This is a genomic window from Staphylococcus sp. aM (assembly GCF_052975125.1).
Genome location: NZ_CP121447.1, coordinates 523314 through 549822, shown reverse-complemented (window position 1 = coordinate 549822; position 26509 = coordinate 523314). Strand labels below are relative to the sequence as shown.

Here is a 26509-nt window from a genome sequence, read left to right as displayed (position 1 = left end):
GTAGCTTGAGACACTTAAATGATGTCTCTGGCTATTATTTTAGTCCCTATAAATTGACTTTGCCATTTCTAAAAATGCATTAGCACCTTTGGATAAATGATTGAGTTTGTCATATTTATAAGCTAAAACAACATGATTTGCATACTTAGATGTATCGAGTTTGATAAATTGTCCTTTAAACTGAGGCATGCTATTTTTAACACTTTCGGGGACATATGTCATGCCTAATCCTTCATTAACTAATCTTAATGCATTATCCACACTCATTGTCTCCATCACTATGTGTGGTGTTATACCATCATTTTCTAGAATTTGATCTGTAAGATGTCTTAACGCCATGTTAGGTTTCAATAAAATAAAATGGTCACTTTTGATAACATCATGTATGTCTTCCACATTTTTATCCTCACTTTGATGACTTAAATGCGATGAATAATCAGGTGGTAATGCTAAATAAATCGCTTCTGAATATAAAACATCATATTTAAAAGTCCCTTGATAAAACGGTAATATCGTTAATGCGATATCTATTTTATTATCTATAAGAAGTTGTTCAATTCGATGTGACGGCTCTTCTATTAACTTTAATTCTATACCTGGATACGCTTTTATAAATTCAGGCAATATATCATATAACGTGTGCGCTGCTAATATAGGATTCACACCTATTACTAATCTTCCCTTTTTCAATGCTGAGATGTTCTGTAATTCTTGTTTCATTTCTTTATATGTATATTTGATTTGATTCATATAATCCAAATAACGTTCTCCTGCATACGTTAATGTAATTGGATTACTATCTCTATTTATCAGTGTTACCCCTAATTCTGATTCTACTTCTTTAATAAATTTACTCAAATAAGGCTGAGAAATATATAAATGTTTGGCTGCTTGAGAGATGCTCCCAAAGCGTCCAACTGCCTCTAAATATTGAACTGAATTTGTATTCATCATTTAACTCACCACTTTCTCTGTATAACCATTTGGTTATGGTTTTAATATCTCAATAAGTCTTTTACAAATCACACTTTCAGGCAGATAATAGTAATTGTCATCAAATCGACATAAATTAATACTTAAAACAATTGAATAGTTATCTCTAAATATACACAACTTGTAGTTCTTCTTTAGAATTGATTTTCAACACTTCAGTTAGGCGTATTATTTATTATAACTTCTTTCACAATTTATTTACTATTAAAACAATATTCGACCTATTCTAGGTCAAATATCACATTTAGGAGGAATTATGTATGAATAGAAATGTCATCGTTACAGGCTCTGGCCAAGGTATTGGTTATGCTATCGCACAAGCATTTGATCAACAAGGTGATCGTGTATTCATTTTTGATATGAGCAAAGACGCAGCTGAATCAGCAGCACAATCATTAAAAAAAGGTGTTGCCTATCAAGTAGATGTTACGGACGAAGCGACTGTTAAAAATGCTATTAATGACGTAACTAATCAATATGGTGCTATCGATGTTTTAGTTAACAATGCAGGTATTCAATATATATCTAAAATTGAAGACTTCCCATTAGACAAATGGAACCAAGTTATTGGAGTTATTCAAACAGGTACGTTCTTAATGACTAAACACGTATTACCAAGCATGAAACAACAACAAAAAGGCCGTATTGTAACTATTTCATCCGCACATGGAGAAATGGCTGATCCATTCAAATCAGCATATGTAGCATCTAAATTCGCACAAATTGGTTTCACAAAAACGATTGCGCTTGAAACAGTAGATGATGGTATCACTGCAAATGCTGTATTACCTGGTCCAGTTCGTACAAAATTAATCGAAAATCAACTTGCAAAATTAGCAGAACAAGATGGTACTTCTGAACAAGAAGCAATGGAAAAACACATTACAAGTAAATCGCCAATGAATCGCTTATTAGAACCTTCTGAAATTGCGGATACTGTTGTTTTCTTAGCATCAGATGGCGCATCTGCTATCACAGGTGAAACAATCAGCGTATCTGGCGGTTCAAACGCATAATTCATTATTAACATTTAAGAAAGAAGGAATTTTAATATGAGTCAATTACAAGAACAATTAATTGGTACATGGGCATTAGTAAGTTATCAAGATGAAGATGAAAATGGTAAAATTTTCTATCCCCTAGGTAAAGATGCAACTGGTTTTATTATGTATAATCCAGATGGTTATATGTCAGCTCAATTGATGCAACAAGGTCGCCCTGCATATGCATCTGGTGACCTTCACACAGGTACTAAAGATGAAATGGCAGAAGCTGCACACGGTTATTTAGCTTATGCTGGTAAATATGAATTAGATGAAGAAAACCAAACCGTTTATCATACGATGAATGTAAGTATGAATCCAACTTGGTTAGGTGATACACAACCACGTGTATTCAAACTTGATGGCAATACACTTAGCATTGAAAATGGAAACAACCCTAATCAAAAACTCGTTTGGCAACGTGTTAATCATTAATATTCAGAACATAAAGAGCAATCCCAGTAATAAGGGATTGCTCTTTTATATATATACATAAAAACACTGTCAATAAGCTTTGAAAGCTTATCGACAGTGTATATTTAAAGTTTAACTTTATGATGGTACTTCAGTACGTTTTGTACTATGTTTTCTAATTGCTGCTGCTAATAAACTAGACACAGTACCGAAAATCATAAATCCAATAAGCATCCACATTGTTGAATTTAATTCAATATGGTGATTCATATAAATGATTTCTTTTAAGCTTGTAGCATAATGTACGAATGGATTCCAATCTACAATATAACGTTGATAGAATTTAGGTAACATTTGTTTTGGTAACATTACCATTTGCATACTAAAGAACATTGCAATGAAGAAGATTGGTACTGATTTCATACCTAACCAAGTCATTGTTCCTAGTATTAAACCAACAAATCCCATAATCGCTAACGCTACGAAGATTGCAACACGGTTTGGATGATCGAAATCAAATCCAAGTGCGCCTCCCATAAAGTACACATATGCAAAGCTACCAGCAAATGCTGCAATCACTGTAAATACAATTTGTCCTACAGAAGCAATTAAACGATGTGCAATTTTAATATTGCCACTTGTTCTAAATGCGAAGAATAATAGTACTGAGATAACAATTGATCCCATCCAGATTGGCATAAACATTAAGAATGGTGCGTTACCGCCACCTTGATGATCTTTTACTTTATTGATTTTTTCATTATCCACTTTAACAGGGTTAGTTACAGAATCAATATCTTTAGCATCAACTTTAACATTTTGTTTTTCTAATGTTTGAAGACTTTGTTTTGTAATTTGTTTATTAATATTGTCGCCCATACCTGACAATACATTTGTAGCCATTTGAGAACCTTGTAAACTTGATCCTTGGCTCACAATTGTTTTCAATTGTGCTTGTTTGACATCAACACTTTGATTGCCCATTTTTTTAGCCATCATTTGTGCTTGTTGCGCTGGCACTTCACCAGATTCAACTTTTTCTTTCATTTCAGCTTTTTTGCTGTCCATGACTACTTTTTGAGTTTTACTCATAGCATGTTTAGAAAAATCTTTTTCAAATATAGCAGCGCCATAATATTTTTCATTTTCCATGCCTTTTTTAGCATCTTTTTCACTATCTACTTTGACCCATTTGATTGCTTTAGAATCACTATCTAATAATTTATCTTCTAGTTTGTCACCAATATTCATCTTTTTACCTTGAATAGATGTACCTTCATCGTGGTTTACAATTGCGATAGGCATATCTTTAGGTTTAGGGTTAAACGCTGGATAAAATGCAATTGCAAAAATCATTAATATTAAAATGATTGCGATTGGTGTCAACCATAGTAATTTGCTTTTAAATATATTCATAACTTTTCCTCCCTTGAAGCAATTCAACATTGTGTTGAATATTTATCACTTTTCCAATTATAATGAGTTTAAATAAATAAACAACAATCAATTAATAGAAAAACGTCCGTTATTGAACACAATGATGAATATTGTCTATTAACTAAGGGAGGTTTTACATTTTTGAAAGAAGATAGACGCGTTCGCAAAACCAAATCTGCAATTAAGCACGCTTTTATACAATTATTGAAAGAACGAGGCCTTGAAAATATTACAGTTCAAGATATTGCAGATAAAGCTGACATCAACCGAGGTACTTTTTATTTACATTATGAAGATAAATACCTACTTCTCACTGATATGGAAGATGAATGTATTGATCAAATTTCTAAATTCACTCAATTCTCAGAGATTCAAGGCGATAATGTTGAAATGATAGCGACATTATTTATCGATAAAGTGTTGCGTAACATTATTCAACATGTGTATGATAATTTAGACTTTTACAATACTATTTTGAGTTTAGAAAGAAAAAGTCGCTTAGAAGAAAAAATAAGTGATTTGATACAATATAATATGAAAAATCAAATCAGTGTTGATAATGAAATTGAAGGTATTCCTGAAATGTATTTTCATAGTTACGTATCTGGTGCTACAATATCTATCATTAGGTATTGGGTATTAGACACAAACCGTATCTCTGTTGACGAATTAGTTACACACATCTTTAAGATTATTTATTATGGCCCACTAAGGATTATGGCCGAACAGAGATATAACCATTTGAATTAAACACATTGCTCGTTAAACATAGTGATGCGTTTGAAAAAAAGCTTTGAAAGGACTTTAACAAATGATCACTGCATATAAACATTCAAATCAAATGAATAATGAAATTATTGAAACACCTATAGATCAACAACCATTATGGATTAATGTCGTTGAACCTGATAGAGAAGAAATCGAATATTTAATGGACCACTACAATTTACCTGAAGATTTTATACGAGATCCTTTAGATTCAGAAGAAAGTGCACGTATCGAATATGATGAAGATACTGGATATTCTCTCATTATTATCGATTTACCATTAATCAATTCTACTAATCGTAGTGTTTTATCTTTTATTACGATTCCGCTTGGTATCGTCATTGGAAATGGTATCGTTATGACAATTTGTGATGCTGAAAATGAATTCTTAGAGAACTTTTCAAGACAAGATAATATTAATCTAAAATTTCATAGTCGCTTCGCTCTAGAAATATTAACCACTATTGCGAACCATTATAATAGAAACTTAAGATTACTTAATAAATCAAGAATCCGTATTGAAAGAGAATTAAAAAATAATATTACAAATAAACAACTTTTCAAATTAATGGAAGTCGAAAAAAGTTTAGTCTACTTTTTAGCCGCATTAAAAGGTAACGATACCATTATTAAAAAATTATTCCGTTTACCTGCTATTAAACGATTTGAAGATGACGAAGAGTTACTTGAAGATTTAATCATTGAAAATAACCAAGCCATCGAAACTACTGAGTTACATCAACGTATTTTAGAAAGTATTACAACATCCTATGCGTCACTATTATCTAATGATATGAACACCATTATGAAAACTTTAACCATGTTTACGGTTTTACTAACCCTACCTACACTTGTATTTAGTTTCTTTGGTATGAACGTTCCATTACCATTAGATGATCATAGTTATATTTCTTGGATTATCGTTGTTGGTATCTCACTGATACTTGTTGCGATTGTCAGTGTATACTTATGGCGAAAACAGAAGTTATAACCAGTTTTAAATATAAAAAGATGGACAGTACTAGAGGTCAATATACTCTAACTGTCCATCTTTTTTATGTTTATTGAACTTCTTTATATTTTTTTCTTTTAGATAAGACAAACGTTACAACTACAGATACTACAAAGGCAATGACCATGCCAATTAGATAATGTAACCAACCACCATGATTAGGATTGATTGAAATAAATCCTGGTATACCTGCAGTCCCCAATGCAATCGCTTTAACTTTAAAGAATGAAATATATGCCGCACCTAGTCCAGAACCAATGATTGCACCAATAAATGGATATCTTAATTTTAAGTTAACACCAAACATTGCAGGCTCTGTGATACCTAAAACTGCTGAAATACCTGCTGCTGAAGCAACACCTTTTAATTTTTTATTATTTTTTATAATAAAGAATGATGCTAAAGCTGCCCCACCTTGTGCCATATTAGACATCGTAGCAATTGGGAAAATAAATGAACCACCCGTTTTAGCTTGATCTGCAATCAGCGTTGTTTCCACTGCAATAAAGCTGTGATGCATACCTGTAATAACAATAGGTGCATATAATAAACCGAAGATTAATCCTCCAATAGCACCACCGAATTCATATAACCAAGTTAATCCATCAGATAACCAATAACCTAGTTGTCTTGTAATTGGGCCAACAAATAAAAATGTTAAAAACGCTGTGATAAAGATAGATAACAATGGTGTTAATAAATTGTCCAATACAGTTGGTACTACTTTACGCAACCACTTTTCAATTGTTGCTAATATATAAGCTGCCACAAGCATAGGCAATACTTGTCCTTGATAACCCACTTGGTTAATATGTAATCCAAATACATCCCAATGTGGAATCGCCTTACCTGCTTCTACTGCCTTGGGAAAATCATAGGCACTCATTAAACTTGGGTGTACTAAAATCATACCGAGTGCAGCCCCTAAAAATGGATTGCCGCCAAACCTTTTAGCAGCACTAAATCCAATTAATATAGGTAACAATGTAAATGGCGCATTCGCAAATATATTTATCATATCTGCTAATCCTGCAAATTGACTGTGTACCTCAATTAAAGATTTACCCGCATAAAATAAATCTTTTGCAGTTAATAGATTGTTTAATCCCATTAATAAGCCACCGGCTACGATAGCTGGAATAATCGGTACAAAAATATCTGATAGCATTTTGACAAATCTTTGTATTGGATTCATATTTTTAGTCGATTTGTCCTTCACTTCAGATGTTGTAGATGCTTCTTTACCTGTGATATTTTCCATTTCGTTAAATACTTTGTTGACAGTTCCAGACCCTATAATAATTTGATATTGTCCACCAGTTGAAAATGTTCCTTTAACAACATCCATTTTAGATAATGCTTCTTCATCAACTTTACTCTCATCATTCAAAATTAATCTTAGTCTGGTTGCACAGTGGGCCATTGAATCTAAATTTTCTTCACCACCAATGGCATTTAGTATCTCTTCTGCAGATTGTTTATAGTTCATTTGTCTAATCCCTCCCATTTTTAGAACCGGTTCCAAAATAACTACTTTAATTGTAACCGGTTCCAATTATTAAATCAACACTACCTTTTCACTTTTTGCGTAAAGGGAGTGGGACAGAAATAATAAAGAACCACTAATCATTGATTATGTAGTGGTTCTTACGCATTAGCCATAGCTAATGTGTACTTTAAAATAGGAATACATGAGTGAAACTCATGCATAAGAAATACTAATTTCTAAAGAAAAAGAATGACTTTACAGTCAACTACTGTCTATATATAAATGTAACTTGAACTATATATATTTATGTCCCAGCCTGTAATGTCGTTGACTAATTATGATTAAGGGTATATATGAAATACTAAACGTATAGGAGGGTACAAATTGAAAGAACGCGGACGCATTGAACAATTATGGCGAGAAGAAAAATATCGTGTTTTACTACATAGTCAAAAACAATATGACGCTATTCGAGAAAAGCTAAAGACTCAAACCTCTTACGAGGAAATTCGTATGATGATTGAACACGCTATCACTATTGATCCCAGTCAAGGTAGTGTCATAAATGCATATGATCATATGTGGGGATACTTTAAAAAGTTGGCTACTGACGAAGAAAAGCAAAAGTCTCAAACATTGAAACAACAATTTGTTAACCATGAGGTGTCCATTCATGATTTAATGTCATTTTTAAATGTATTAGCTAATAAATATGAGGTACATTACATACAACAAAGTACTGTATTAAAAGAATAAAAAAACAAACGTTCCATTTTTTAAGGAACGTTTGTTTAATTTTGTGTCGAAAAGGTACGTCACCTTTAAGACACATTAAATGTACATTATGTTTAAATTCTAAAGAAAGATTAATTCTAAGTTGTATCACCAAATAATAATAAACAATAAATAGGACTTAATGCTATAACATCCAGTGAAAGTTATTGTCATGCTTCATATAATTTGTTTTCACTTCGGGGGGAGTATTTCAAATTAATGATTATAAATTATCGCTACTTAAAAATTGATGCTTCATCATACTTTAATTTTCAGAAGATGTGATTTCTCAGGATGCTACCTATTTCTTTATTGGTTAATATCAGCTGCACATTCTAGTTGCTATATCATATCGATTTCAAACCAATGTCATAATGCCTTAACACATATGCTATATGTGTTATGAAGAAATAGGAATTGTATGCGTTAAATCTTGATGTTTATTCTTATTTTAAGTTGATTATTTATTTCACTAAATATGGCGTATGTGATTCTGTGTTGTCTCTCTCTTTTGTTGTTATATCTAAGATGTGTATAACGTACATTTAAAATCACAGATTAACAATCCAGGAATTAAATTTTTTAAAATTCTGTTGGATTGAAATCTATTATTATTATCTACTAAATATTTCATTCTCACTCTATTTAAAATTTCCAAATACTCTCTACTACATTTCTAATTTCTCATTTGTATTGTAAACAACACAAAATTGACTACGTTTTCACAAAAATTGCTATAATAACTTTTATTTTTAACTATTACTATTTGAATGAAAATCTATTATAATAAATATTATTATTCAATCGCATATTAAATGACTTAGACTATGAATATTCTCATATATATTCAAATCGAACAATTTATAAGTGATTATTATATTGTGATACTAAAAAATAAGAGGAGTCCCTTCACATAACATGTCATGCCATTTAACCCTATCCACTCAACATCAAACGCAGCCATGTCGTAATATTAATCAAATCATCATACTGTTTTCATTAAGTCATGAATTGAGCATTAAAATAAATGGTGAACGTAAAGATTTAGATGCTCATATTGCAATTATTAACCATGGAGACATATATGAAATAGAAAATGCGACACATTTAGTTCAATTAAGCATACCTATTTTTTATTTCTACATCGAAGATACATCGTTTTTTCAATGTTACTTTGACAGACATTTATTGCAATCAAGTGACTATATCAAAAGATTATTACTTCAACTTTTACAACAAGATTCGAAAAATAATATTGACCAACAAGTGTGCCCTAAAATCATCCAAACATTATATAAAGAAGCAGTAGTAAAATTAGAAGACGATTATATACCTAATATGGCAGTCAACTATCCTTTATTTGCAAATTGTCTTCAATTTTTAGAAGAACATTTAAGTCAACCTATTTCTTTAAAAGATGTCGCTACTCACAGTAGTATTTCTGAGTCTTATTGTTCTAATTTATTTAATCGATATTTGAATATGAATTTTAAAGACTACTTTACAAGTCTAAAATTATGTCATTCTATTCAACTACTTATGACCTCTCATTTATCAATTAACGCTATATCCGAAATATCTGGTTTTACTAGTCATACCAATTTTACGAATCAATTTAAAAATTATTTACAATTTAGCCCTAAACAATACCGCACATATATCAATCAAATTGATACTATGCCACAATTAAATATTGGCGATTATGATCATGCAGCTTTTTTACCACTCATAGAAAAGTTTAATTTCAATGATCAATTAACTACAGAAATTACGAAAATTGATATTGAACATTTTGATCCTAAAGATCATTCAAAAGCTTCCAAAGCATTTATTCGACTCGATAATTTCAATGAATTGTTTCACTTCACCTTTAATGATTATTTCGATATAGATTTTTCATTTTTACCTGAACCGGTCATACTTATCAACGACATTAAGGACTTAACAACCAATCAAATCAATTATCATTTATTATATAGATGCTTTGATAAATTATTCGAACGACATATTGGCTTAGCAATGACCATTAAATCCAAAGTGGACTTTAAAGCAGTTAATCAATTCATCTTAACATTTTTACAAGGTCATACCGACTATCAACTCAATAAAAAGACAGTCAAACTAATGCTAATTTTTGATTCAGCAACAATGACGATACATGATATTCATCTATGTCATTTGAAGATTAAAAATAAAAATAGAGATATCAAATATGGTGTAACTATAGATGGATTATTGCATCAACATCAAACTTTAGATAAAACATATGATATTTTAAGACGACTACATTTTGATTATTATTTACTCGATATCGAAAATATAGAAACGACATCCTTGTTGATTAACAAAAGTAAAACATATAATCGAACGACTTCGCATTTCGATAATTATAAACAATTTATAATAGATTCAGGTATAGAATCTACACGTTTTGTGTATGATTATTTATCTTTAAAATGTTTTAAATATACTAACAATGGTGTAAATCCATTACAACTCGCTGACTTAGTTTGTCATATTATTGCACTATTACGCTATGGTGGTGGCATTAGTTACCAATTGATTGCCACTGGTTCAATTTATATTTCTCTTTTTAATGAATTCGGTAATGCACTACCCCTCATTCACATTTATAAAATGGCACATGCATTTGTGGATGAACCTATTCAAATTTCTAATAATTACATCATGAGTCGAAAAGATGGCAATTATCATTTTATTTTATTTAATAAAATCAACGATCGCTATTTATCTGATACACATCTAGAATTCATATTAAAAAATAACTTAAAAGCAAATTCATTAATTACAGTCCAAACGTTAAATAATGAACATGGCACTATTGATAATTTATTACCTCAAAACAGACAACAACTGTTTCTTGATAAGGAGATGATTGAACAATTAGACCGTTCTAATCATCCTAAAACTGAATTATCACTCCTAGAACTTGATAATCAAGACATCAAGATCATTTTAAAACACGACGAAGTGAAGTATATCTGTATTAAACCCAATTAATGATTTAAATATAACTATGGCTAAAGTTTAACAATGATGATTTATGGTTATAGTTATCATTAAGGAGATGATTATATTGGATAATCAAAAAGCAACTGAAGCGATTGAAAAAGTATTAGATCATTCTAAAGTAGGTGTACTATCTACAGCTTATAATAACAAACCTAATAGTAGATATATGGTGTTTTATAATGATGAATTAACGCTTTATACTAAGACAAATGTCAACTCAATTAAAGTTGAAGAAATTGAAGATAATCCTTATGCGTACATTTTATTAGGTTATAATGAAACAACTAATCACAGTTTTGTTGAAATTGATGCAACGATTGAAGTTGTCAAAGATCAAAAAGTCATTGATTGGTTATGGGAAACGCAAGATAAATCATTCTTTGATTCTAATAAAGATCCTGAATTATGTGTATTAAAAGTAACGCCTAAGTCTATCAAACTTATGAATGACAAAGATTTAGATACACCTTTCACAATTGAATTATAATTATAATGTGAGTTTGGGACACAATTCCAAAATAATAGCACAAAGATGATTTAAAGTTTAGAATCATTTTTGTGCTTCTTTTATATTTATTATGAGGTTTACACATGTAATTTAATCCATGCCACTAAACTCATTTAATGAAGTGCTTATGTAAAAAAGGAATCACATGACTTAATACGCACACCAATGGAAGCTCAAATACTTATTTGTCAATATTTTTACGTTAATGAACCACAAATACGTATATTTTATGAATTTTTCAATTAATAATAAACACTTATATTTTGAATTTAATTGCAAATTACTCTAATTTTCTGTATAAATGAAATAGAAAACAACAATACTAAAGGAGAATATATAAAATGAAGAGTAAAAAAGGACTTGGTTTTGGTCTTATCGCAATTATGTTAATTGTATGTATTGTTTTAGTTGTCGTAATGATGGCTGGTGGCAAGAAAGAAACATACTATGGCGTTATGAAAAATGATACTACAATTGATAAAATGATTAGTGAAAAAGACGAAAAAATTGAAAAGAATGTTAAACTTCCTTCAGATGCAAAAGTATCTGTTAAAAAAGAAGATTTCGTTATGATTACTAAAAATGAAAAAACTGGCAAAATTGCAAAAGTGAAAAAAGTAGATCATGATGATGTACCTCACGGATTAATGACTCAAATCCATGATATGGGACATATGCATATGTAGTTAAAAAGGAAGCAAGTCCTGATGACTTGCTTCCTTTTCTTTGTATATATATTTGTCGTATTCTCATAAGTCTAACCATTAAAATGGAAGTACGTTTAAGGATCACAGTAGCTTGCGCTACTGCGTAAGAAGTACTAACCATTAAAATGGAAGTACTTCTTTAAATGCATAAGGGCCCCTAATCGCTAATGCGATTTTCTTCTTCGGTTCGCCTTAGCTTGCGCTAATGCATAAGAGCCCCTAATCGCTAATGCGATAAGGGGCTCTAAAAATGTCAGATTTGTTATTTTATAGTGATTTTAAATACTCTTGGCCTTGTTTCTTATCATATAAGTTTTCCCATTTTGCGATAACTACAGTTGATAAAGCGTTACCCATAACGTTAACGACTGTACGTACCATGTCTAATAAACGGTCAACTCCTATGATTAATGCAAGTCCTTGAGCTGGTAATCCCATTGCACCTAATGTTGTTAATAAAACAACGATTGAAGTACCTGGAACTGCCGCCATACCTTTTGATGTAAGCATTAATGTTAACATTAACACAATTTGTTCTGTTAACGTTAAATGCATACCATACATTTGTGCGACGAATAAAGCAGCGATTGACTGATATAATGCTGAACCGTCTAAGTTAAATGTATATCCAATTGGTATAACAAATGATGTAATTTCTTTTGGTGAACCAAATTTTTCCATCTTTTTCATCATTACTGGTAATACAGCTTCTGAGCTTGATGTTGAAAAGGCTAAAAGAATTTCACTTTTTAGTATTTTCATAATTGAGAAAATACTTATGCCACACATTCTTGCTACAATTCCTAATACTACAACTACAAAGAATACCATCGCGAAGACGACAACTAATACAAGTTTAAGTAGAGGAAGTAAAGCTGATGCACCAAATGTAATAATTGTTGTACAAATAAATGCAAAGACACCTAATGGTGCTAATTTTAAAATTTTGTTAATCATCCAGAAAACTGCTTCTAATGTACCATTTAAGAAAGATTTAACTGGTTCTGCTTTTTCACCGATGGCAGCTAAGCCTAAACCGAAGAATACAGCAAAGAAGATGATTGGTAATAATTCTCCTTTAGTTAAAGCTTCAAAAAAGTTTGTAGGTACAATGTTTACAATGGTATCAATAAAATGGTTACCATATGTAGATTGTTCTGCAGCGTGTGCAGATGATTGATATTTAGAAATATCGCCCTTTGGTAGTTTTGATGGATCAAGTCCAGAACCTGGTTTAAACAAGTTACCGAAGATAATCCCAAGACCAATAGCGATTGTTGTTATAATCTCAAAGTAAAGTATTGTTTTCCATCCATAGCGACCTACGGTTTTCGACTCCCCTACGTTCGAAATAGATAACGCTAAAGAACAGAACACAACTGGAATAACGATCATTTTAATTAAATTTAAAAAGACGTCTCCAAATGGCTTTATGTAGTTAGCCGCTTCTTCATTTCCATATAATATAAGTCCAACGACAACACCTAGAACCAACGCAATTAATACTTGCACTGGAAGGCTAATTTTTCTCTTGAATAGAGCCATATTGCAAACTCCCCTTCATCTGACATCACTTAATTATATCAGATAACTTAAAAATAGCTATAATTTTTTAAATAACAAATACAAATAATTGTGTTGAAATTTCTAAATAATTGTGAAACCAGAGTATTTTACTACGGTTATTTTTTTCACTTTCATTGTTATAATCATAATTCTAGCCTAATATCAAACTTACACAATAAGAAAAAAAGGTTACCGATTTTTTCAATCGATAACCTAAAATTATTTAGATTAATTTGAAGGTTTATAATTTTTATTAAAGTAATTGTGTTTGGCACTTTTTAAACTTTTCTTAGTTTCAGTATCAAAACCTTCTGCAAAGATACCTTTTCTTGTACTTATCGGCTGTATGACATAAGTTACTTTAGGCTCGTCTTTATAAATAACTTCCTTATAATAGACACCTTTTTTAGCGCTATACAAAGTTTCTTCTTTTTTTATCTTATCTTTTAAATGATGTTCTTTAAGATAACTATCGACCATTTCAATATTTTTATGGCCTTGATATGTTTTAAGTGCGAAGAAAAATGCAAATGCTAAAACTAATGAAATGATTAATATAATAGCGATTCTAATTAATTTCTGTTTCCTACTCATTTTATAGACTCCTTTTGCCTTATCTTAATTAGTATGAACGAAAAGCATACATTTTTAAAGTCTTATAAAACTTTTGTAACAAAATATTCTTATCTGAATTTTGCACTTAAAAATTTTGTTCAAGTTTATTATAGATATTGTCTAACATCTTCAAGTGGTGAACGTACTGAGTCATGTGCTTCTTGTGCACCTTTACCTACTGCAATAGCTACCACAGGTACAAAACGCTCACTATCTAAACCTAACACGTCTGCAATATTAGCTTTATCAAATCCACCGATTGGATTCGTATCATAGCCATGAGATTTAGCTACAAGCATGAATTGCATAGCCATTAAACTACTATCAATATTGACGATATCTTTCATACCTTCTCTAGATAACCCTTTATAATGAGGAAGGACCCAACTTAACATTTTATCTTTAATTTCTTCAGTCATATGTTTCTTACTTACTGCGTCACTATAAATTTGTTCAGCTTTTTCATAATTTTTCAAGTCACCAAAAACAATAATCATCGCGGACGATGTATTCACTTGTCTTGAGTTCATCCCAAATGAGGGTAAGATTTTTTCTTTACCTTCATCCGAATCTACTACCATTATTCTCCACGGCTGCATATTTACGGATGATGGTGCCTTAGTTGCTTTTTGAATCATTTCATCCATTTCTTCGTGACTAATTTTATATTCAGTATCAAATACTTTTACAGATTTTCTTCCTTTTAATACATCATCAAATTTTGAGATTCTTTCCATTAAGTTCTCCTCTTTCTTTATAAGTCGTTTGATATTTCAAAACAATTAATTTTTATTATAATTTTGTAATTTTTAAATGAAAAGCAATTTGCCTATATCACTTCAAACGGCACTTGACAAGTCATACACTTCATAATATTGTTAGCTTAACAAGGAGTGATTTAATGTATGTAGAAAATAGTTATTTAAGCAAACAATTATGCTTTTTATTCTATGTTTCATCAAAAGAAATAATCAAAAAGTATTCTAGTTATTTAAAGGAATACGAACTCACGTACACTGGTTATATAGTGCTAATGGCGATTGAAGAAGATGAGAAACTTAACATCAAAACTTTAGGTGATAGAGTTTTCTTAGATTCAGGCACTTTAACACCATTACTAAAAAAATTAGAAAAGAAAAATTACGTTGTTCGAACTCGTGAAGAAAAAGATGAAAGAATTCTTCAAATTTCACTGACAGATCATGGTAAAAGTATTAAAAAACCATTATCTGAAGTGTCATTAAAAGTATTTGGCGAATTTGATATCGACGTTAACGAAGCTAAAGAATTAATCAACCATCTTCAAATGTTTGTTTCTAAAAACTTTGATAAATCCACGGAAAAGTAATACTTCTATAGAGAAAAAGACAAAAGTAAACTTTCCCTCAACATTCATATCTTTCTTTTATTCATGTAAATCCAAGTTATGTGAACCAATGTTTCATATTGTAAGCTTTTGTCTATATTCTCTAGAACGAGTAATCACTCCATGAATCCTTTTTACTTTACCTCACCCTAAACAGTACATATAATGAATTTACAATTAAATATGATTCAAATTTAGTTAATCAAAAGGAGCGAATAGTATGCCTAGTAACGACTTCTTTAATAATTCATTTTTGAAAAATGACCCTACTGATATGTTTAGAGACTTAGGTAAACAAGTTTTTAATCAGTTTTCAACACAAGCATTTCCAGCTAATTTATATAATGAAAGCGATCATTATTTAATAGAAGCTGAACTTGCAGGCGTTAAAAAGGAAAATATATCATTAACTTTTGATCATCATACATTAACGATTAAAGCTAATAAGTATTTAGAGCCTCATAATGGACAAGCACAATTGAATGAACGCTCTAACGGAGAACTTGTGCGTCGATTTGAATTTGAAGATGTAGATAAAGATTTAATCAAAGCAACATTTGAAGATGGCGTCTTAAATATTCGCTTACCTAAACAACAACAAGAATCTGAAGACGCAACAACTATTTCTATATTATAAATCAAAATATAACACCCTCGTCACGGTATAACCATGATGAGGGTGTTATTTATTTATGCTTCTTTTTTATTTAAATGAACCATTGTGATTAATGCGATAAGTCCAAAAACAGCTAAAAAGATAAATGCTAAATGACTTGAACCAGTCATACCTGTAACATATGTGATTACTAATGGTGGGAAAAAGCCACCAAGCCCCCCCATCATTGATACAATACCATTTGCTGATCCAGCTTCTTTCGCAAAATATGAAGGTACTAATTTAAAAATAAGACCATTACCAATACCTGCACATACACTTATCATTAAACATCCAATGGTAAATAATGCGATGTGATTAGAAAATCCTAAAATTAATGCACCTATAATCATAATGACAAAATCTACCATCAGAACTTTAACTGCATTTAATTTATCACCTAGTATACCTCCGACTGGTCTCAAGAAAGTCGCTAAAGCAATAAATATACCTGAACGAATACCTGCATCTACTTTATCTATACCAAAATGTTGTACAAGATAGTTTGGCAAAAATAGTCCAAAGGCTACAAACGCACCAAATGTAATAAAGTACCAAAGACTTGTATAGTATAGTTTATAATTTTTAAATAAGATTTTCATTTGAGCTATTAGTGGCACTTTTACTTTAGGCTCACGATTATCCCCAAATATAAACATTAATACTGCAAATATAGCAATAATAACCAAATAACTTCTAACCGTTGCTTGCCAACCAATAATCCCTGCAATTGGCGGTGCTAAAAAGGATGAAATGGCTGTCCCTATATTTCCCATACCATAGATACCATTTGCTAATCCTACTTTATCTTTTGGAAAATATTTTGGAATTGATGTAACACCTACAGAGAAGATGGCACCACCAACACCAAGAAAGAATCCAGATATCATCATCATTTTTGGTGATTGTGCTTGTCCTAAAAAGTAAATTGGAAATAAAAGCACTATAAAGCTACAGAAAAACACCCATTTGGCTCCAACAATATTAGTTAAATAACCAAAAGGGACACGTAATATTGATCCTAAAATTACGGGTATTGCTAAAATAATGGATAGTTGTCCCGCTGATATTTTAATGTCTTGAGAAATAAACGGCATTAATGGAGAAATAATACTCCAAGCCATAAAACCAACCACTAAGCTAAGTGTTTGTAATGTGAGTTGAAATCCACCTTTTGTCTTGTCCATATTTTCACCCTCGTCGAATTCATTTATTTATTAGTACTATGTGGGCCTGCCTTTTAATAGCAGTATTAATGAACATAGAACTAATCTTAATTTGATTTTATCTACTTTGTGAAAAACTGAACATTAGGATAATCCCTTATTTATATAAGTAATTCCCCTATTAATAGGATCACAGTAGCTTTCACTACTGCGTAAGAGGGTGAAGAACAGAAATTTTACATTTCGTCTTTCTTCCCCGGCACATGATGACTAGGTGAGTTACAAGTATCACGTAGTAACTTACCAGTCATCCACTGCCCCTAACCATTAAAATGGAAGTACTTTTAATGTGTGTTTTATGTGCTTCTACTGTTTTCACTGATACAAATAGTTTTTCTGCTATTTCTTTATTACCGTAGCCTTTTGCTATTAATGGCAATATCTCTAATTCCCTTTTGGATAACACTTTGAATGGATCTGATGTATCTGTATATTCCTGATTACTACTGTTTACAAATTCATTGACTAATGAGGTTGTTAATTTCATATCCACATATGTCTCACCATTATAAACCGTTCTAATAGCAAGCAATAGTTGTTCATCAGGTGCGTTTTTCAAAATATAATCTTTCGCACCGTTCCTCAATACATGAAATAAATACTCTTCATCATCATACATCGTTAAGATTAAAATCTTAGTTTCAGGAAAACTTTCATGAATTTTACTCGTTGCGATAAGTCCAGATTCACCTGGTGGCATACTTAAGTCCATTAATAGCACATCAGGTTTAAACTCCATGACTTTTTGATAGGCTTCTACACCATCAGGAGCGGTAGCAACTACTTCCATATCCTCTTGATAATTCAATATCATAGAGAAACCGGTTCTAACAACTGCATGATCATCGGCAATAACTATTTTCAACATTATTCCCCCAAAAATTAATTTACAGTGGTACTTCTAAAGTAATAATCGTTCCTTTACCTATATGCGTTTCTATGTTTAAATTCCCTTCAACAAGTTCTGATCGCTCTTTCATTCCATATAACCCTAGTCCAGATCCTCTTGGCTTGGAAGATGGATCAAATCCTTGTCCTCGATCAATAATTTCAGCGATTAAAGTCAATTCATTTTGCTGAATAGTGACTTCTACTTCACTAACACCAGCATATTTTAAAGCGTTATATACAGCCTCTTGAACAACTCGATAAACGACTGTTTCCACTTCACTATCAAATCGATGATTGACAATGTTAGAAACATAATTGATTTGCATACCATAATTTTCTTCGAATTGTTTAAAATACGATTTAAATGCTGCCTCTAGTCCTAAATCATCAAGGGATGCAGGACGCAATTCAACTGATAAATGTCGGACATCATCAACGAGTTGTGACATTAATCCTTCAATATTTTTAACATCATCTAATATCTTCTCTTTATCTTGTTGATATTTTAACAAACGTAATTGAACATCAATATTCAACATTTCTTGAATAACACTATCATGTAATTCTCTAGATATACGCTTACGTTCATTTTCTTGTGCAGAAATTGTTTTTCTCATCATTCGACGTTGATTCATTTTTTCTTGTCGTTCAATTTGAGGTGCAACATCTTGCAAAGTAAATGCGTTGATGCCTTTAACCGGATCAATTGTAATGTAAGAAGCTGTAAATGGTGCGATTTTTCTGTTTTTTGTTTTCATAAATACTTGGAATTGAGAGTGATGAGGTTGTTCTACATCTAAAAAGCAATCTTTGCATGACTGTAAGTCATACTCATTCGTGTAACCCTCGCATCGTCTGCATATCGCATTTGTCATCGCACTATAATTTTCTTCTTCCGAAATGACCTCTTTAGCTGCTTCATTCATTGCTATGACTTTTCCGTTATTATTTACAAAAACAATCTTCTCATTTGTACTTTCAAAATAACGTCTTAACAACACTTCAAGTTGTTCATTATTAACCGTCAAGTTAATCACCTAAATTTCTTCATTAAATATCCCTAATTGTTCATAAATATCTATATCATACACATTTATTGGTAATGGTTTATGATTTCTTTGGCCAAACAACATGACACCATACACTTGTTGTTGATACCAAAGTGGAATCGCTATGACCGCGGTTAAATTTTCACCGAGTAATATAGGAAACTTAACCTTTTCATCAGGTGTTAAAGCCATGTCTACATTAGCAATTACCATTCTCTTTCCCGTTTTCATCACATTACCAGCTAGACCTCGCCCTTTACGCAAAATAATCAATTTATATCTATCATTCTTATTGCCTGACACATATTGCCATTTTATAGGTGAAAAGGTGCTCGCTGATTCATAAAAAGCTAACGCTGCAAAATCAAAACCTTGTTCTAATCTAATTCTATCAATATTTTCTTGAAAATTTTGGCTTTCAAACATTGAATCTGGCATCATACTATTTCCACCCTTGAATTACTATAGTTTATTTTTTCGGTAAATAATGTACCTTCTATTTGTATATGATAAGGGTACACTCCATACATGAACTAAACGCGTAAATGGCCAACACGCAAAAATGGTAAACCCTAATAACATATGCAATTTAAATTGCAATGGTACATTGGTCATCAAATCTGCATGAGGTTTAAACATAAAGAGTTGTCTAAACCAAACTGAAATGGTTTCACGATAATTAAATTCGATATGCATCATATTCGTAACTATTGTAGAGTAACATCCCATGAAGATAATGATTAATAAAAGAATATTAACAAAAATATCTGAAAATGAACTTAAACGTCTCACATTTTTGATTGTAATTCTTCTAGCGGTAAGTAACAACATACCTATTAACGTCATTATACCAAAAATACTACCAATATATACTGCCCCAAAATGATACATATGTTCACTAACACCTAATGAATCCATCCAATATTTCGGTATGACAAGACCAACGACATGTCCAAAGAAAACGGGAATTACGCCTAAATGAAATAGTAAGCTTCCCCATTTCAATCTCTTTTTTTCAATTAATTCGCTAGACTTTGCAGTCCAAGAAAACTGGTCATACTTAAATCTAGCAATGTGTCCGATGATAAATATAGCGATACATAAGTATGGATATATGACCCATAAAAATTGATTAATCATGCAGAGCCACCCCTTCTGGCACTTGTAAACATAATTTCAACGTCTTTCTTAATGCTTGAATGACATAACCATATGGATGGTTGAGTTTTCCAAGTTCATTTGCCATGACATATGTTCCATCTTCAATAATCATAATGACTAATTGAATATTTTCTTCTGCCCTTTCATCACCACGCCATTCTATAGTTTGTAAAAATTGTAGCATCAACGGTAGATAATCTGACAGTTCATTATCTACCATTTTCAAACCAAACATTTCGTACAATACTTTAAGTTTTGCTAACATTTGCCCTCGCTCTTTTTGCGTATCAAATTGATTATATGTCATATATAAAGGGGCTTTTTTGCTAAAATCAAAGGTATCTGTATATATTTGTTGAATTTCAGATAACGTATATTGCATCATCTGTTCTCTAAATGCTAATAGATCTTGATACCCCGGATGACTAGGATCGATAACTTCGTTAAATATATTTTCATTAAATGTCTTTTTCTCAGGGAAGCATAATTGCATTGCGATATATCCTAAACTGTCTTGATATCGATATAAATTGTCAAAGTTAATCACGGAAAATCCCTCCATAGAAACGCTCGTTATAAATGTCTTGACCTGACTTGTCCGTAGCAACTGCGACGCCGCATCCTTCACAATTCACACCAAAGTTTTCGCCACCATAACCTTGCGAACCTTGAGCGTGATACGTATCTAAATAAGTTTCTTTATGTGTTGTCGGTATCACAAATCGTTCTTCATATTTGGCTAAACCTAATAATCGATACATATCTTTCGTTTGTCGTTCAGTAAGACCTAGTTGCGTTAGACGTTCAACATCAAAATCTTTTTGAGTCACCTGTGCTCTCATATAACTTCTCATCATAGCCATTTTTTGTAGTGCTTGTTTGACCGGCTTAGTGGCACCTGCTGTAAACATATTCGCTAAGTATTCTATCGGTAAGCGCATTTCTTCTATGGCAGGAAAAATCATATCCGGATTTTGTTCTGAATTTTTACCTTCAAAGTAACTCATAATTGGACTTAATGGTGGACAATACCACACCATTGGCATTGTTCTATACTCTGGATGCAATGGGAATGCTAATTTATATTCAATGGCTAATTTATAAATCGGTGACTGTTGTGCCGCTTCAATCCATTCATGATTAATACCATCTTTTTCAGCTTGTGCAATGATTGCTTCATCAAATGGGTCCAAGAATAGTTCCAATTGCTTTTCATATAATTCTTTTTCATTTTCAGTTGATGCCATTTCTTCTACTCTGTCAGCGTCATATAATAATACGCCTAAATATCTCATTCGACCTGTACAAGTTTCTGAGCAAACTGTAGGCATGCCTGCTTCAATTCTAGGAAAACAAAATGTACATTTTTCAGCTTTATTCGTTTTCCAGTTAAAATAGACTTTTTTATAAGGACATCCAGTCATACAATAACGCCATCCACGACATGCATCTTGATCAACCAAAACGATGCCATCTTCATCTCTTTTATACATAGCACCTGATGGACAAGACGCAACACAGCTTGGATTAAGACAATGTTCACATAATCTTGGTAGATACATCATAAATGTTTCATCAAATTGAAACTTGATATCTTCTTCTATCTTTTGAATATTAGGATCTTTAGGCCCAGTCACATGACCACCAGCTAAATCGTCTTCCCAGTTAGGTCCCCATTCAATATCCATATTTTCACCAGAAATAACAGAGTAGGCTCTTGCTACTGGAGAGTGTTGACCTGCCTTAGCTGTTGTTAAATGCTCATAGTTATAATTCCAGGGTTCATAATAATCTTGAATCAATGGCATATCAGGGTTATAGAAAATCTTTCCAAGTGCTATTTTAGACCACTTACTACCAGATTTAAGTTGTAATTTCCCTTTCCGATTCAATACCCAGCCGCCTTTATAGTGCTCTTGATCCTCCCAACGTTTGGGATAACCTGTACCAGGCTTTGTTTCAACATTATTAAACCACATATATTCTGCACCAGGTCGATTTGTCCATGTGTTTTTGCAGGTAACGCTACAAGTGTGACAACCTATACATTTATCTAAATTCAACACCATTGCTATTTGCGCTTTAATCTTCAAGCCAATTGACCTCCTTCATCTTTCTTACTGCTACATATACATCTCTTTGATTTCCAATTGGTCCATAATAATTGAAATGATAACTAATTTGAGCATAGCCACCTATGAGTTGTGTTGGTTTCAAATGAATTCGTGTTGGTGCATTGTGTGAACCACCTCTAGTATCAGTAATTTCAGAACCAGGTGTTTGAATATGTTTATCTTGTGCATGATACATAAACATAGTACCTTTAGGCATTCTGTGTGAAATGACAGCTCTCGCTGTAACGACACCATTTCGGTTATATACTTCTAACCAATCGTTATCCTGAATGTCATGTTCAACTGCATCCTCATCAGAAATCCATACTGTTGGTCCACCTCTAAATAACGTCAACATATGTTTATTGTCTTGGTACATAGAGTGAATATTCCATTTGCCATGCGGTGTTAAGTATCGCAATATTAAAGTGTCAGTACCGCCTTTAATTTGCTTATCCTTAGTACCAAATACCATTGGTGGTAATGTAGGTTTATAAATAGGCAAACTTTCTCCAAATTGTTGGAAAATCTCATGATCAATATAGTAACTTTGACGACCAGTTAACGTTCTAAATGGTACGAGTCTTTCTATATTTGTTGTAAATGGTGAATAACGTCGTCCATTTTTATTTGAGCCAGGGAACACTGCTGTTGGAATAACTTCTCTAGGTTGAGAACCAATATTTAAAAATGTTATTTTTTCAGACGCACGTTCACTTGAAATGTCAGTTAGCGTCATACCTGTTTGTTTTTCTAAATCTTGATAAGATTTTTGTGATAATTTGCCATTTGTAGCTGATGAAAGATTTAACATTGCATCTGCTACATTTCGAGCAGAGTGAATTCTAGGTTTATCATTTTTGATAGATTTAGGATCTTTATCATTCCAAGTCCCTAGCATACTTTTTAATTCTTCGTATTGTTCCTTCACGCTAAAACTAACACCATGCGCCCCTACTTTATCTGTCTCTAATTTCGGTCCAACAGAAACATACTTATCATAAATTAATGTGTAATCACGTTCTACGATGGTAAAGTTAGGCATTGTTTTACCTGGTATGGCATCTATCTCACCTTTAGACCAATCTTTTACTATACCTAATGGTGTGGCTATTTCTTGTTTAGAATCATGACCTAATGGTGTTGTTACGACATCTTTATATGTACCTGGTAGATAATCCTTCGCCATTTCTGACACTACTTTAGCGAGTGTTTTATAAATATCCCAATCGGATCGAGACTCCCACAATGGATCTATGGCTGGATTAAATGGATGAACATAAGGATGCATATCAGTAGAAGAAAGGTCATGCTTTTCATACCAAGTTGCTGCTGGTAAAACAATATCTGAATATAATGGCGTCGCTGTCATTCTAAAATCGAGCGATACGAGTAAATCTAATTTACCTGTTGTTTCTTCTCTCCACTGAATTTCATCAGGTTTATCATCTTCGTTTGGTGATGCTAATAATCCTGATTTTGTACCTAATAAATGTTTCATAAAATATTCTTGTCCTTTAGCAGAACTAGAAATTAAATTAGAACGCCATACGAATAATGTTTTAGGATGGTTTTTTCTTAAATCAGGATCTTCTACTGCAAATTTTGTTTCCTTCGTTTTCACTTCATTAATCGCACGTTGTAAGATGGCTTCATTTGAATCATCACCATTTTCTTTGGCTTCTTCAGCGAATAACAAACTATTCTTATTAAACTGTGGATACGAAGGCAACCAGCCTAATTTAGCTGCTGTCACATTGTAATCAGCTGGATGTTGATGTTTTATATGCTTCGCTAAAGGTGATTTCAATTTATCAACATTTGATTCTTCATACTTCCATTGATCTGTTGCGAAATAGAACCAACTTGTCCCATTTTGTAAGCGTGGAGGCCCTTGCCAATCTTTAGCAAATGCAATCGTATTCCATCCTTCGATGGGTCGACATTTTTCTTGTCCAACATAGTGTGCCCAACCACCACCATTGACACCTTGACAGCCACATAACATAACTAAATTTAAAATAGAACGATAAATTGTATCGGAATTAAACCAATGGTTGATACCAGCTCCCATAATAATCATTGAGCGTCCTTCTGTGTCTATAGCATTTTGAGCAAATTCTTTTGCAACTTGAATGACTAGGCTAGATTTTATACCTGTAATGTTTTCTTGCCAGGCAGGCGTATATTTAGAATGTGCATCGTCATATCCCGTTGCTTCTAATTCATGATTAAAACGTTTGATACCATATTGACTTATCATCAAATCATATACAGTAGTAATATATCTTTCATCACCATTAGCTAATTTAATCTTCTTAGTAGGTATAGGTCGTTCAAAGACACCGTCGCCATTGCTATCAAAATATGGAAATTGAATTTGTTGTAATTCAAAATCACTTTCATCCATGGATAGACTAGGTTGAATATCATTGCCTGCTTCATCTTCTAATTTAAGATTCCATTGTTTACCATCTTCCCAGCGTTGCCCCATCGTACCATTTGGAACAACTAGTTGATTTGATAAGTTATCAAATAACACAGGCTTCCATTCTCCGTTTGTTGTATCTTGTCCAAGATCACTTGCTCTTAAAAATCGGCCTGCTTTCAAACCATTTTCATCTTGATCTAACATTAATATAAAAGGCATATCTGTATATTGTTTAGCATAATTAATAAATCGTGAATTAGGATTATTGATATAATATTCTTGTAAAATAACATGTGTCATTGCTTGAGCAACTGCAGCATCAGTACCTGGATTAGGCGCCAGCCAATTATCTGCAAACTTTACATTTTCAGCATAATCTGGTGCGATAGAAATGACTTTAGTTCCTTTATATCGTACTTCTGTCATGAAATGTGCATCTGGAGTTCTTGTTAATGGTACGTTTGAACCCCACATAATCATGTAAGCAGCGTTATACCAATCACTTGATTCAGGGACATCTGTCTGTTCCCCCCATATTTGAGGTGATGCTGGTGGCAAATCGGCATACCAATCATAAAAACTCAACATTTCTCCACCCAACAAATTAATGAATCGTGCACCAGCTGCATAGCTCACCATAGACATCGCTGGAATAGGCGTGAATCCTGCTATTCTATCTGGACCATCTTTTTTAATGGTATATAGTAATTGAGCAGCGATAATATCAGTTACATCTTTCCAATTTGATCGTACATGACCACCCATACCACGCGCTTGTTTATAACGTTTGGCTTTTTCTTCATCTTCTACAATAGATGTCCATGCAGCAATTTTGTTTCCATGATTTTCTTCAAGTGCTTCTTGCCATAATTCTAAGAGCTGCCCTCTGATATAGGGATATTTAACTCTTAATGGACTATATTCATACCATGAAAATGAGGCACCTCTTGGGCATCCTCTCGGTTCATATTCTGGCATATCTGGACCACAACTAGGATAATCTGTTTGTTGATTTTCCCATGTTATGACGCCATTTTTAACAAAAACTTTCCATGAACAAGACCCAGTACAATTCACGCCGTGGGTAGTTCTCACTTCTTTATCGTGACTCCAACGTTCACGGTACATTTTTTCCCATTCTCTGCTTTTACTTTCAAGTACTGACCAATTACCATTAAACTTTTCAGTTGGTTTAAAAAAATTCAATCCAAATTTGCCCATAAATATCCTCCTAGACCTTTACTTCATCTATGCGTT

Annotated in this window: 23 protein-coding genes and 1 pseudogene; 10 read left to right on the top strand and 14 right to left on the bottom strand. The window is 32.3% G+C overall.

Features of this window, described 5'->3' with window-relative positions:
- Nucleotides 1-39 precede the first annotated feature (39 nt).
- Nucleotides 40-954 (bottom strand): LysR family transcriptional regulator, encoded by a 915-nt coding sequence (locus tag P7F85_RS02495; protein WP_002467487.1) that lies wholly within the window; start codon nt 952-954, stop codon nt 40-42.
- A 299-nt stretch (nt 955-1253) separates the two neighbouring features.
- On the opposite strand from P7F85_RS02495, the gene P7F85_RS02490 reads away from it, so the two are divergent.
- Together P7F85_RS02490 and P7F85_RS02485 are read left to right on the top strand one after the other, a co-directional pair.
- Nucleotides 1254-2009, top strand: coding sequence for an SDR family NAD(P)-dependent oxidoreductase (locus P7F85_RS02490; protein WP_015364736.1), 756 nt, complete (start codon nt 1254-1256; stop codon nt 2007-2009).
- A gap of 36 nt (nt 2010-2045) precedes the next feature.
- Nucleotides 2046-2471 carry a lipocalin-like domain-containing protein gene (locus tag P7F85_RS02485; protein ID WP_002467492.1) on the top strand — a complete coding sequence of 142 codons (426 nt, stop codon included), beginning with the start codon at nt 2046-2048 and terminating at the stop codon, nt 2469-2471.
- Nucleotides 2472-2588: 117 nt separating this feature from the next.
- Here P7F85_RS02485 and P7F85_RS02480 read toward each other — a convergent pair whose 3' ends face one another.
- Entirely contained in the window at nt 2589-3866 is a 1278-nt protein-coding gene (locus P7F85_RS02480; RefSeq protein ID WP_046464432.1) for a YhgE/Pip domain-containing protein, read from the bottom strand.
- Nucleotides 3867-4028: 162 nt separating this feature from the next.
- Between P7F85_RS02480 and P7F85_RS02475 the strand changes: the two genes are divergently transcribed.
- Entirely contained in the window at nt 4029-4637 is a 609-nt protein-coding gene (locus tag P7F85_RS02475; RefSeq protein WP_002467484.1) for a TetR/AcrR family transcriptional regulator, read from the top strand.
- Nucleotides 4638-4698: 61 nt separating this feature from the next.
- Nucleotides 4699-5646, top strand: a complete 948-nt coding sequence (locus P7F85_RS02470) for a magnesium transporter CorA family protein (protein WP_015364735.1) — start codon at nt 4699-4701, stop codon at nt 5644-5646.
- A gap of 70 nt (nt 5647-5716) precedes the next feature.
- On the opposite strand, the gene P7F85_RS02465 is transcribed toward P7F85_RS02470, so the two are convergent.
- A complete protein-coding gene (locus P7F85_RS02465) occupies nt 5717-7156 on the bottom strand; it encodes a sucrose-specific PTS transporter subunit IIBC (RefSeq protein ID WP_002466028.1) in 1440 nt (479 codons plus the stop codon).
- Nucleotides 7157-7540: 384 nt separating this feature from the next.
- Here P7F85_RS02465 and P7F85_RS02460 point away from each other — a divergent pair, with 384 nt between their 5' ends.
- The 4 genes from P7F85_RS02460 to P7F85_RS02445 all read left to right on the top strand — a co-directional run bounded on the left by P7F85_RS02460 (nt 7541) and on the right by P7F85_RS02445 (nt 12157).
- Entirely contained in the window at nt 7541-7912 is a 372-nt protein-coding gene (locus P7F85_RS02460; protein WP_015364733.1) for a YbgA family protein, read from the top strand.
- Nucleotides 7913-8848: 936 nt separating this feature from the next.
- Complete coding sequence (gene rsp, locus P7F85_RS02455) at nt 8849-10951, top strand: AraC family transcriptional regulator Rsp (RefSeq protein WP_002467275.1); 2103 nt, start codon at nt 8849-8851, stop codon at nt 10949-10951.
- Nucleotides 10952-11027: 76 nt separating this feature from the next.
- Complete coding sequence (locus tag P7F85_RS02450; protein ID WP_002467277.1) at nt 11028-11450, top strand: pyridoxamine 5'-phosphate oxidase family protein; 423 nt, start codon at nt 11028-11030, stop codon at nt 11448-11450.
- 362 nt (nt 11451-11812) lie between these two features.
- The gene (locus P7F85_RS02445) at nt 11813-12157 is read left to right on the top strand and encodes a DUF4889 domain-containing protein (protein WP_002467269.1); all 345 of its coding nucleotides are present in this window, start codon (nt 11813-11815) and stop codon (nt 12155-12157) included.
- Nucleotides 12158-12445: 288 nt separating this feature from the next.
- Here the strand turns inward: P7F85_RS02445 and P7F85_RS02440 are convergent, their stop codons facing one another.
- From P7F85_RS02440 to P7F85_RS02430, 3 genes are all read right to left on the bottom strand, one after another.
- Nucleotides 12446-13723 (bottom strand): cation:dicarboxylate symporter family transporter, encoded by a 1278-nt coding sequence (locus P7F85_RS02440; RefSeq protein WP_002467272.1) that lies wholly within the window; start codon nt 13721-13723, stop codon nt 12446-12448.
- 249 nt (nt 13724-13972) lie between these two features.
- Nucleotides 13973-14338, bottom strand: a complete 366-nt coding sequence (locus P7F85_RS02435; protein ID WP_002467273.1) for a DUF3139 domain-containing protein — start codon at nt 14336-14338, stop codon at nt 13973-13975.
- Nucleotides 14339-14466: 128 nt separating this feature from the next.
- Nucleotides 14467-15096 carry a nitroreductase family protein gene (locus P7F85_RS02430; protein WP_046464433.1) on the bottom strand — a complete coding sequence of 210 codons (630 nt, stop codon included), beginning with the start codon at nt 15094-15096 and terminating at the stop codon, nt 14467-14469.
- A 164-nt stretch (nt 15097-15260) separates the two neighbouring features.
- Between P7F85_RS02430 and P7F85_RS02425 the strand changes: the two genes are divergently transcribed.
- Together P7F85_RS02425 and P7F85_RS02420 are read left to right on the top strand one after the other, a co-directional pair.
- Nucleotides 15261-15707 carry a MarR family winged helix-turn-helix transcriptional regulator gene (locus P7F85_RS02425; protein ID WP_002467274.1) on the top strand — a complete coding sequence of 149 codons (447 nt, stop codon included), beginning with the start codon at nt 15261-15263 and terminating at the stop codon, nt 15705-15707.
- A gap of 238 nt (nt 15708-15945) precedes the next feature.
- Nucleotides 15946-16362 carry an Hsp20/alpha crystallin family protein gene (locus tag P7F85_RS02420; protein ID WP_002467271.1) on the top strand — a complete coding sequence of 139 codons (417 nt, stop codon included), beginning with the start codon at nt 15946-15948 and terminating at the stop codon, nt 16360-16362.
- 53 nt (nt 16363-16415) lie between these two features.
- On the opposite strand, the gene P7F85_RS02415 is transcribed toward P7F85_RS02420, so the two are convergent.
- The 8 genes and pseudogenes from P7F85_RS02415 to P7F85_RS02380 form a co-directional block, all read right to left on the bottom strand.
- Nucleotides 16416-17567 (bottom strand): nitrate/nitrite transporter, encoded by a 1152-nt coding sequence (locus P7F85_RS02415; RefSeq protein ID WP_002467268.1) that lies wholly within the window; start codon nt 17565-17567, stop codon nt 16416-16418.
- A 325-nt stretch (nt 17568-17892) separates the two neighbouring features.
- A pseudogene (locus tag P7F85_RS02410) lies at nt 17893-18471 on the bottom strand (response regulator transcription factor); the annotation flags it as partial.
- A gap of 22 nt (nt 18472-18493) precedes the next feature.
- Nucleotides 18494-19525: a nitrate respiration regulation sensor histidine kinase NreB gene (gene nreB / locus P7F85_RS02405; RefSeq protein WP_002465471.1), complete on the bottom strand. Its 1032-nt coding sequence runs from the start codon at nt 19523-19525 to the stop codon at nt 18494-18496.
- Between the two features lie 9 nt (nt 19526-19534).
- Nucleotides 19535-19987: a nitrate respiration regulation accessory nitrate sensor NreA gene (gene nreA, locus P7F85_RS02400; protein ID WP_046464435.1), complete on the bottom strand. Its 453-nt coding sequence runs from the start codon at nt 19985-19987 to the stop codon at nt 19535-19537.
- Between the two features lie 21 nt (nt 19988-20008).
- Complete coding sequence (narI, locus tag P7F85_RS02395) at nt 20009-20686, bottom strand: respiratory nitrate reductase subunit gamma (protein ID WP_002465461.1); 678 nt, start codon at nt 20684-20686, stop codon at nt 20009-20011.
- Nucleotides 20679-21254: a nitrate reductase molybdenum cofactor assembly chaperone gene (narJ, locus tag P7F85_RS02390; protein WP_002465466.1), complete on the bottom strand. Its 576-nt coding sequence runs from the start codon at nt 21252-21254 to the stop codon at nt 20679-20681. The genes narI and narJ overlap by 8 nt, the downstream gene beginning before the upstream one ends.
- Nucleotides 21247-22800, bottom strand: a complete 1554-nt coding sequence (gene narH / locus P7F85_RS02385) for a nitrate reductase subunit beta (protein ID WP_015364729.1) — start codon at nt 22798-22800, stop codon at nt 21247-21249. Before narH ends, narJ begins: the two co-directional genes overlap by 8 nt.
- Complete coding sequence (locus P7F85_RS02380) at nt 22790-26473, bottom strand: nitrate reductase subunit alpha (RefSeq protein WP_002465457.1); 3684 nt, start codon at nt 26471-26473, stop codon at nt 22790-22792. Before P7F85_RS02380 ends, narH begins: the two co-directional genes overlap by 11 nt.
- Nucleotides 26474-26509: the final 36 nt, after the last annotated feature.

Coding starts and splice junctions, on each gene's coding strand:
- P7F85_RS02495 (WP_002467487.1), bottom strand. CDS start 954: ATGATGAATACAAATTCAGTTCAATATTTAGAGGCAGTTGGACGCTTT.
- P7F85_RS02490 (WP_015364736.1), top strand. CDS start 1,254: ATGAATAGAAATGTCATCGTTACAGGCTCTGGCCAAGGTATTGGTTAT.
- P7F85_RS02485 (WP_002467492.1), top strand. CDS start 2,046: ATGAGTCAATTACAAGAACAATTAATTGGTACATGGGCATTAGTAAGT.
- P7F85_RS02480 (WP_046464432.1), bottom strand. CDS start 3,866: ATGAATATATTTAAAAGCAAATTACTATGGTTGACACCAATCGCAATC.
- P7F85_RS02470 (WP_015364735.1), top strand. CDS start 4,699: ATGATCACTGCATATAAACATTCAAATCAAATGAATAATGAAATTATT.
- P7F85_RS02465 (WP_002466028.1), bottom strand. CDS start 7,156: ATGAACTATAAACAATCTGCAGAAGAGATACTAAATGCCATTGGTGGT.
- rsp (WP_002467275.1), top strand. CDS start 8,849: ATGTCATGCCATTTAACCCTATCCACTCAACATCAAACGCAGCCATGT.
- P7F85_RS02445 (WP_002467269.1), top strand. CDS start 11,813: ATGAAGAGTAAAAAAGGACTTGGTTTTGGTCTTATCGCAATTATGTTA.
- P7F85_RS02440 (WP_002467272.1), bottom strand. CDS start 13,723: ATGGCTCTATTCAAGAGAAAAATTAGCCTTCCAGTGCAAGTATTAATT.
- P7F85_RS02435 (WP_002467273.1), bottom strand. CDS start 14,338: ATGAGTAGGAAACAGAAATTAATTAGAATCGCTATTATATTAATCATT.
- P7F85_RS02430 (WP_046464433.1), bottom strand. CDS start 15,096: ATGGAAAGAATCTCAAAATTTGATGATGTATTAAAAGGAAGAAAATCT.
- P7F85_RS02425 (WP_002467274.1), top strand. CDS start 15,261: ATGTATGTAGAAAATAGTTATTTAAGCAAACAATTATGCTTTTTATTC.
- P7F85_RS02420 (WP_002467271.1), top strand. CDS start 15,946: ATGCCTAGTAACGACTTCTTTAATAATTCATTTTTGAAAAATGACCCT.
- P7F85_RS02415 (WP_002467268.1), bottom strand. CDS start 17,567: ATGGACAAGACAAAAGGTGGATTTCAACTCACATTACAAACACTTAGC.
- nreA (WP_046464435.1), bottom strand. CDS start 19,987: ATGATGCCAGATTCAATGTTTGAAAGCCAAAATTTTCAAGAAAATATT.
- narI (WP_002465461.1), bottom strand. CDS start 20,686: ATGATTAATCAATTTTTATGGGTCATATATCCATACTTATGTATCGCT.
- P7F85_RS02380 (WP_002465457.1), bottom strand. CDS start 26,473: ATGGGCAAATTTGGATTGAATTTTTTTAAACCAACTGAAAAGTTTAAT.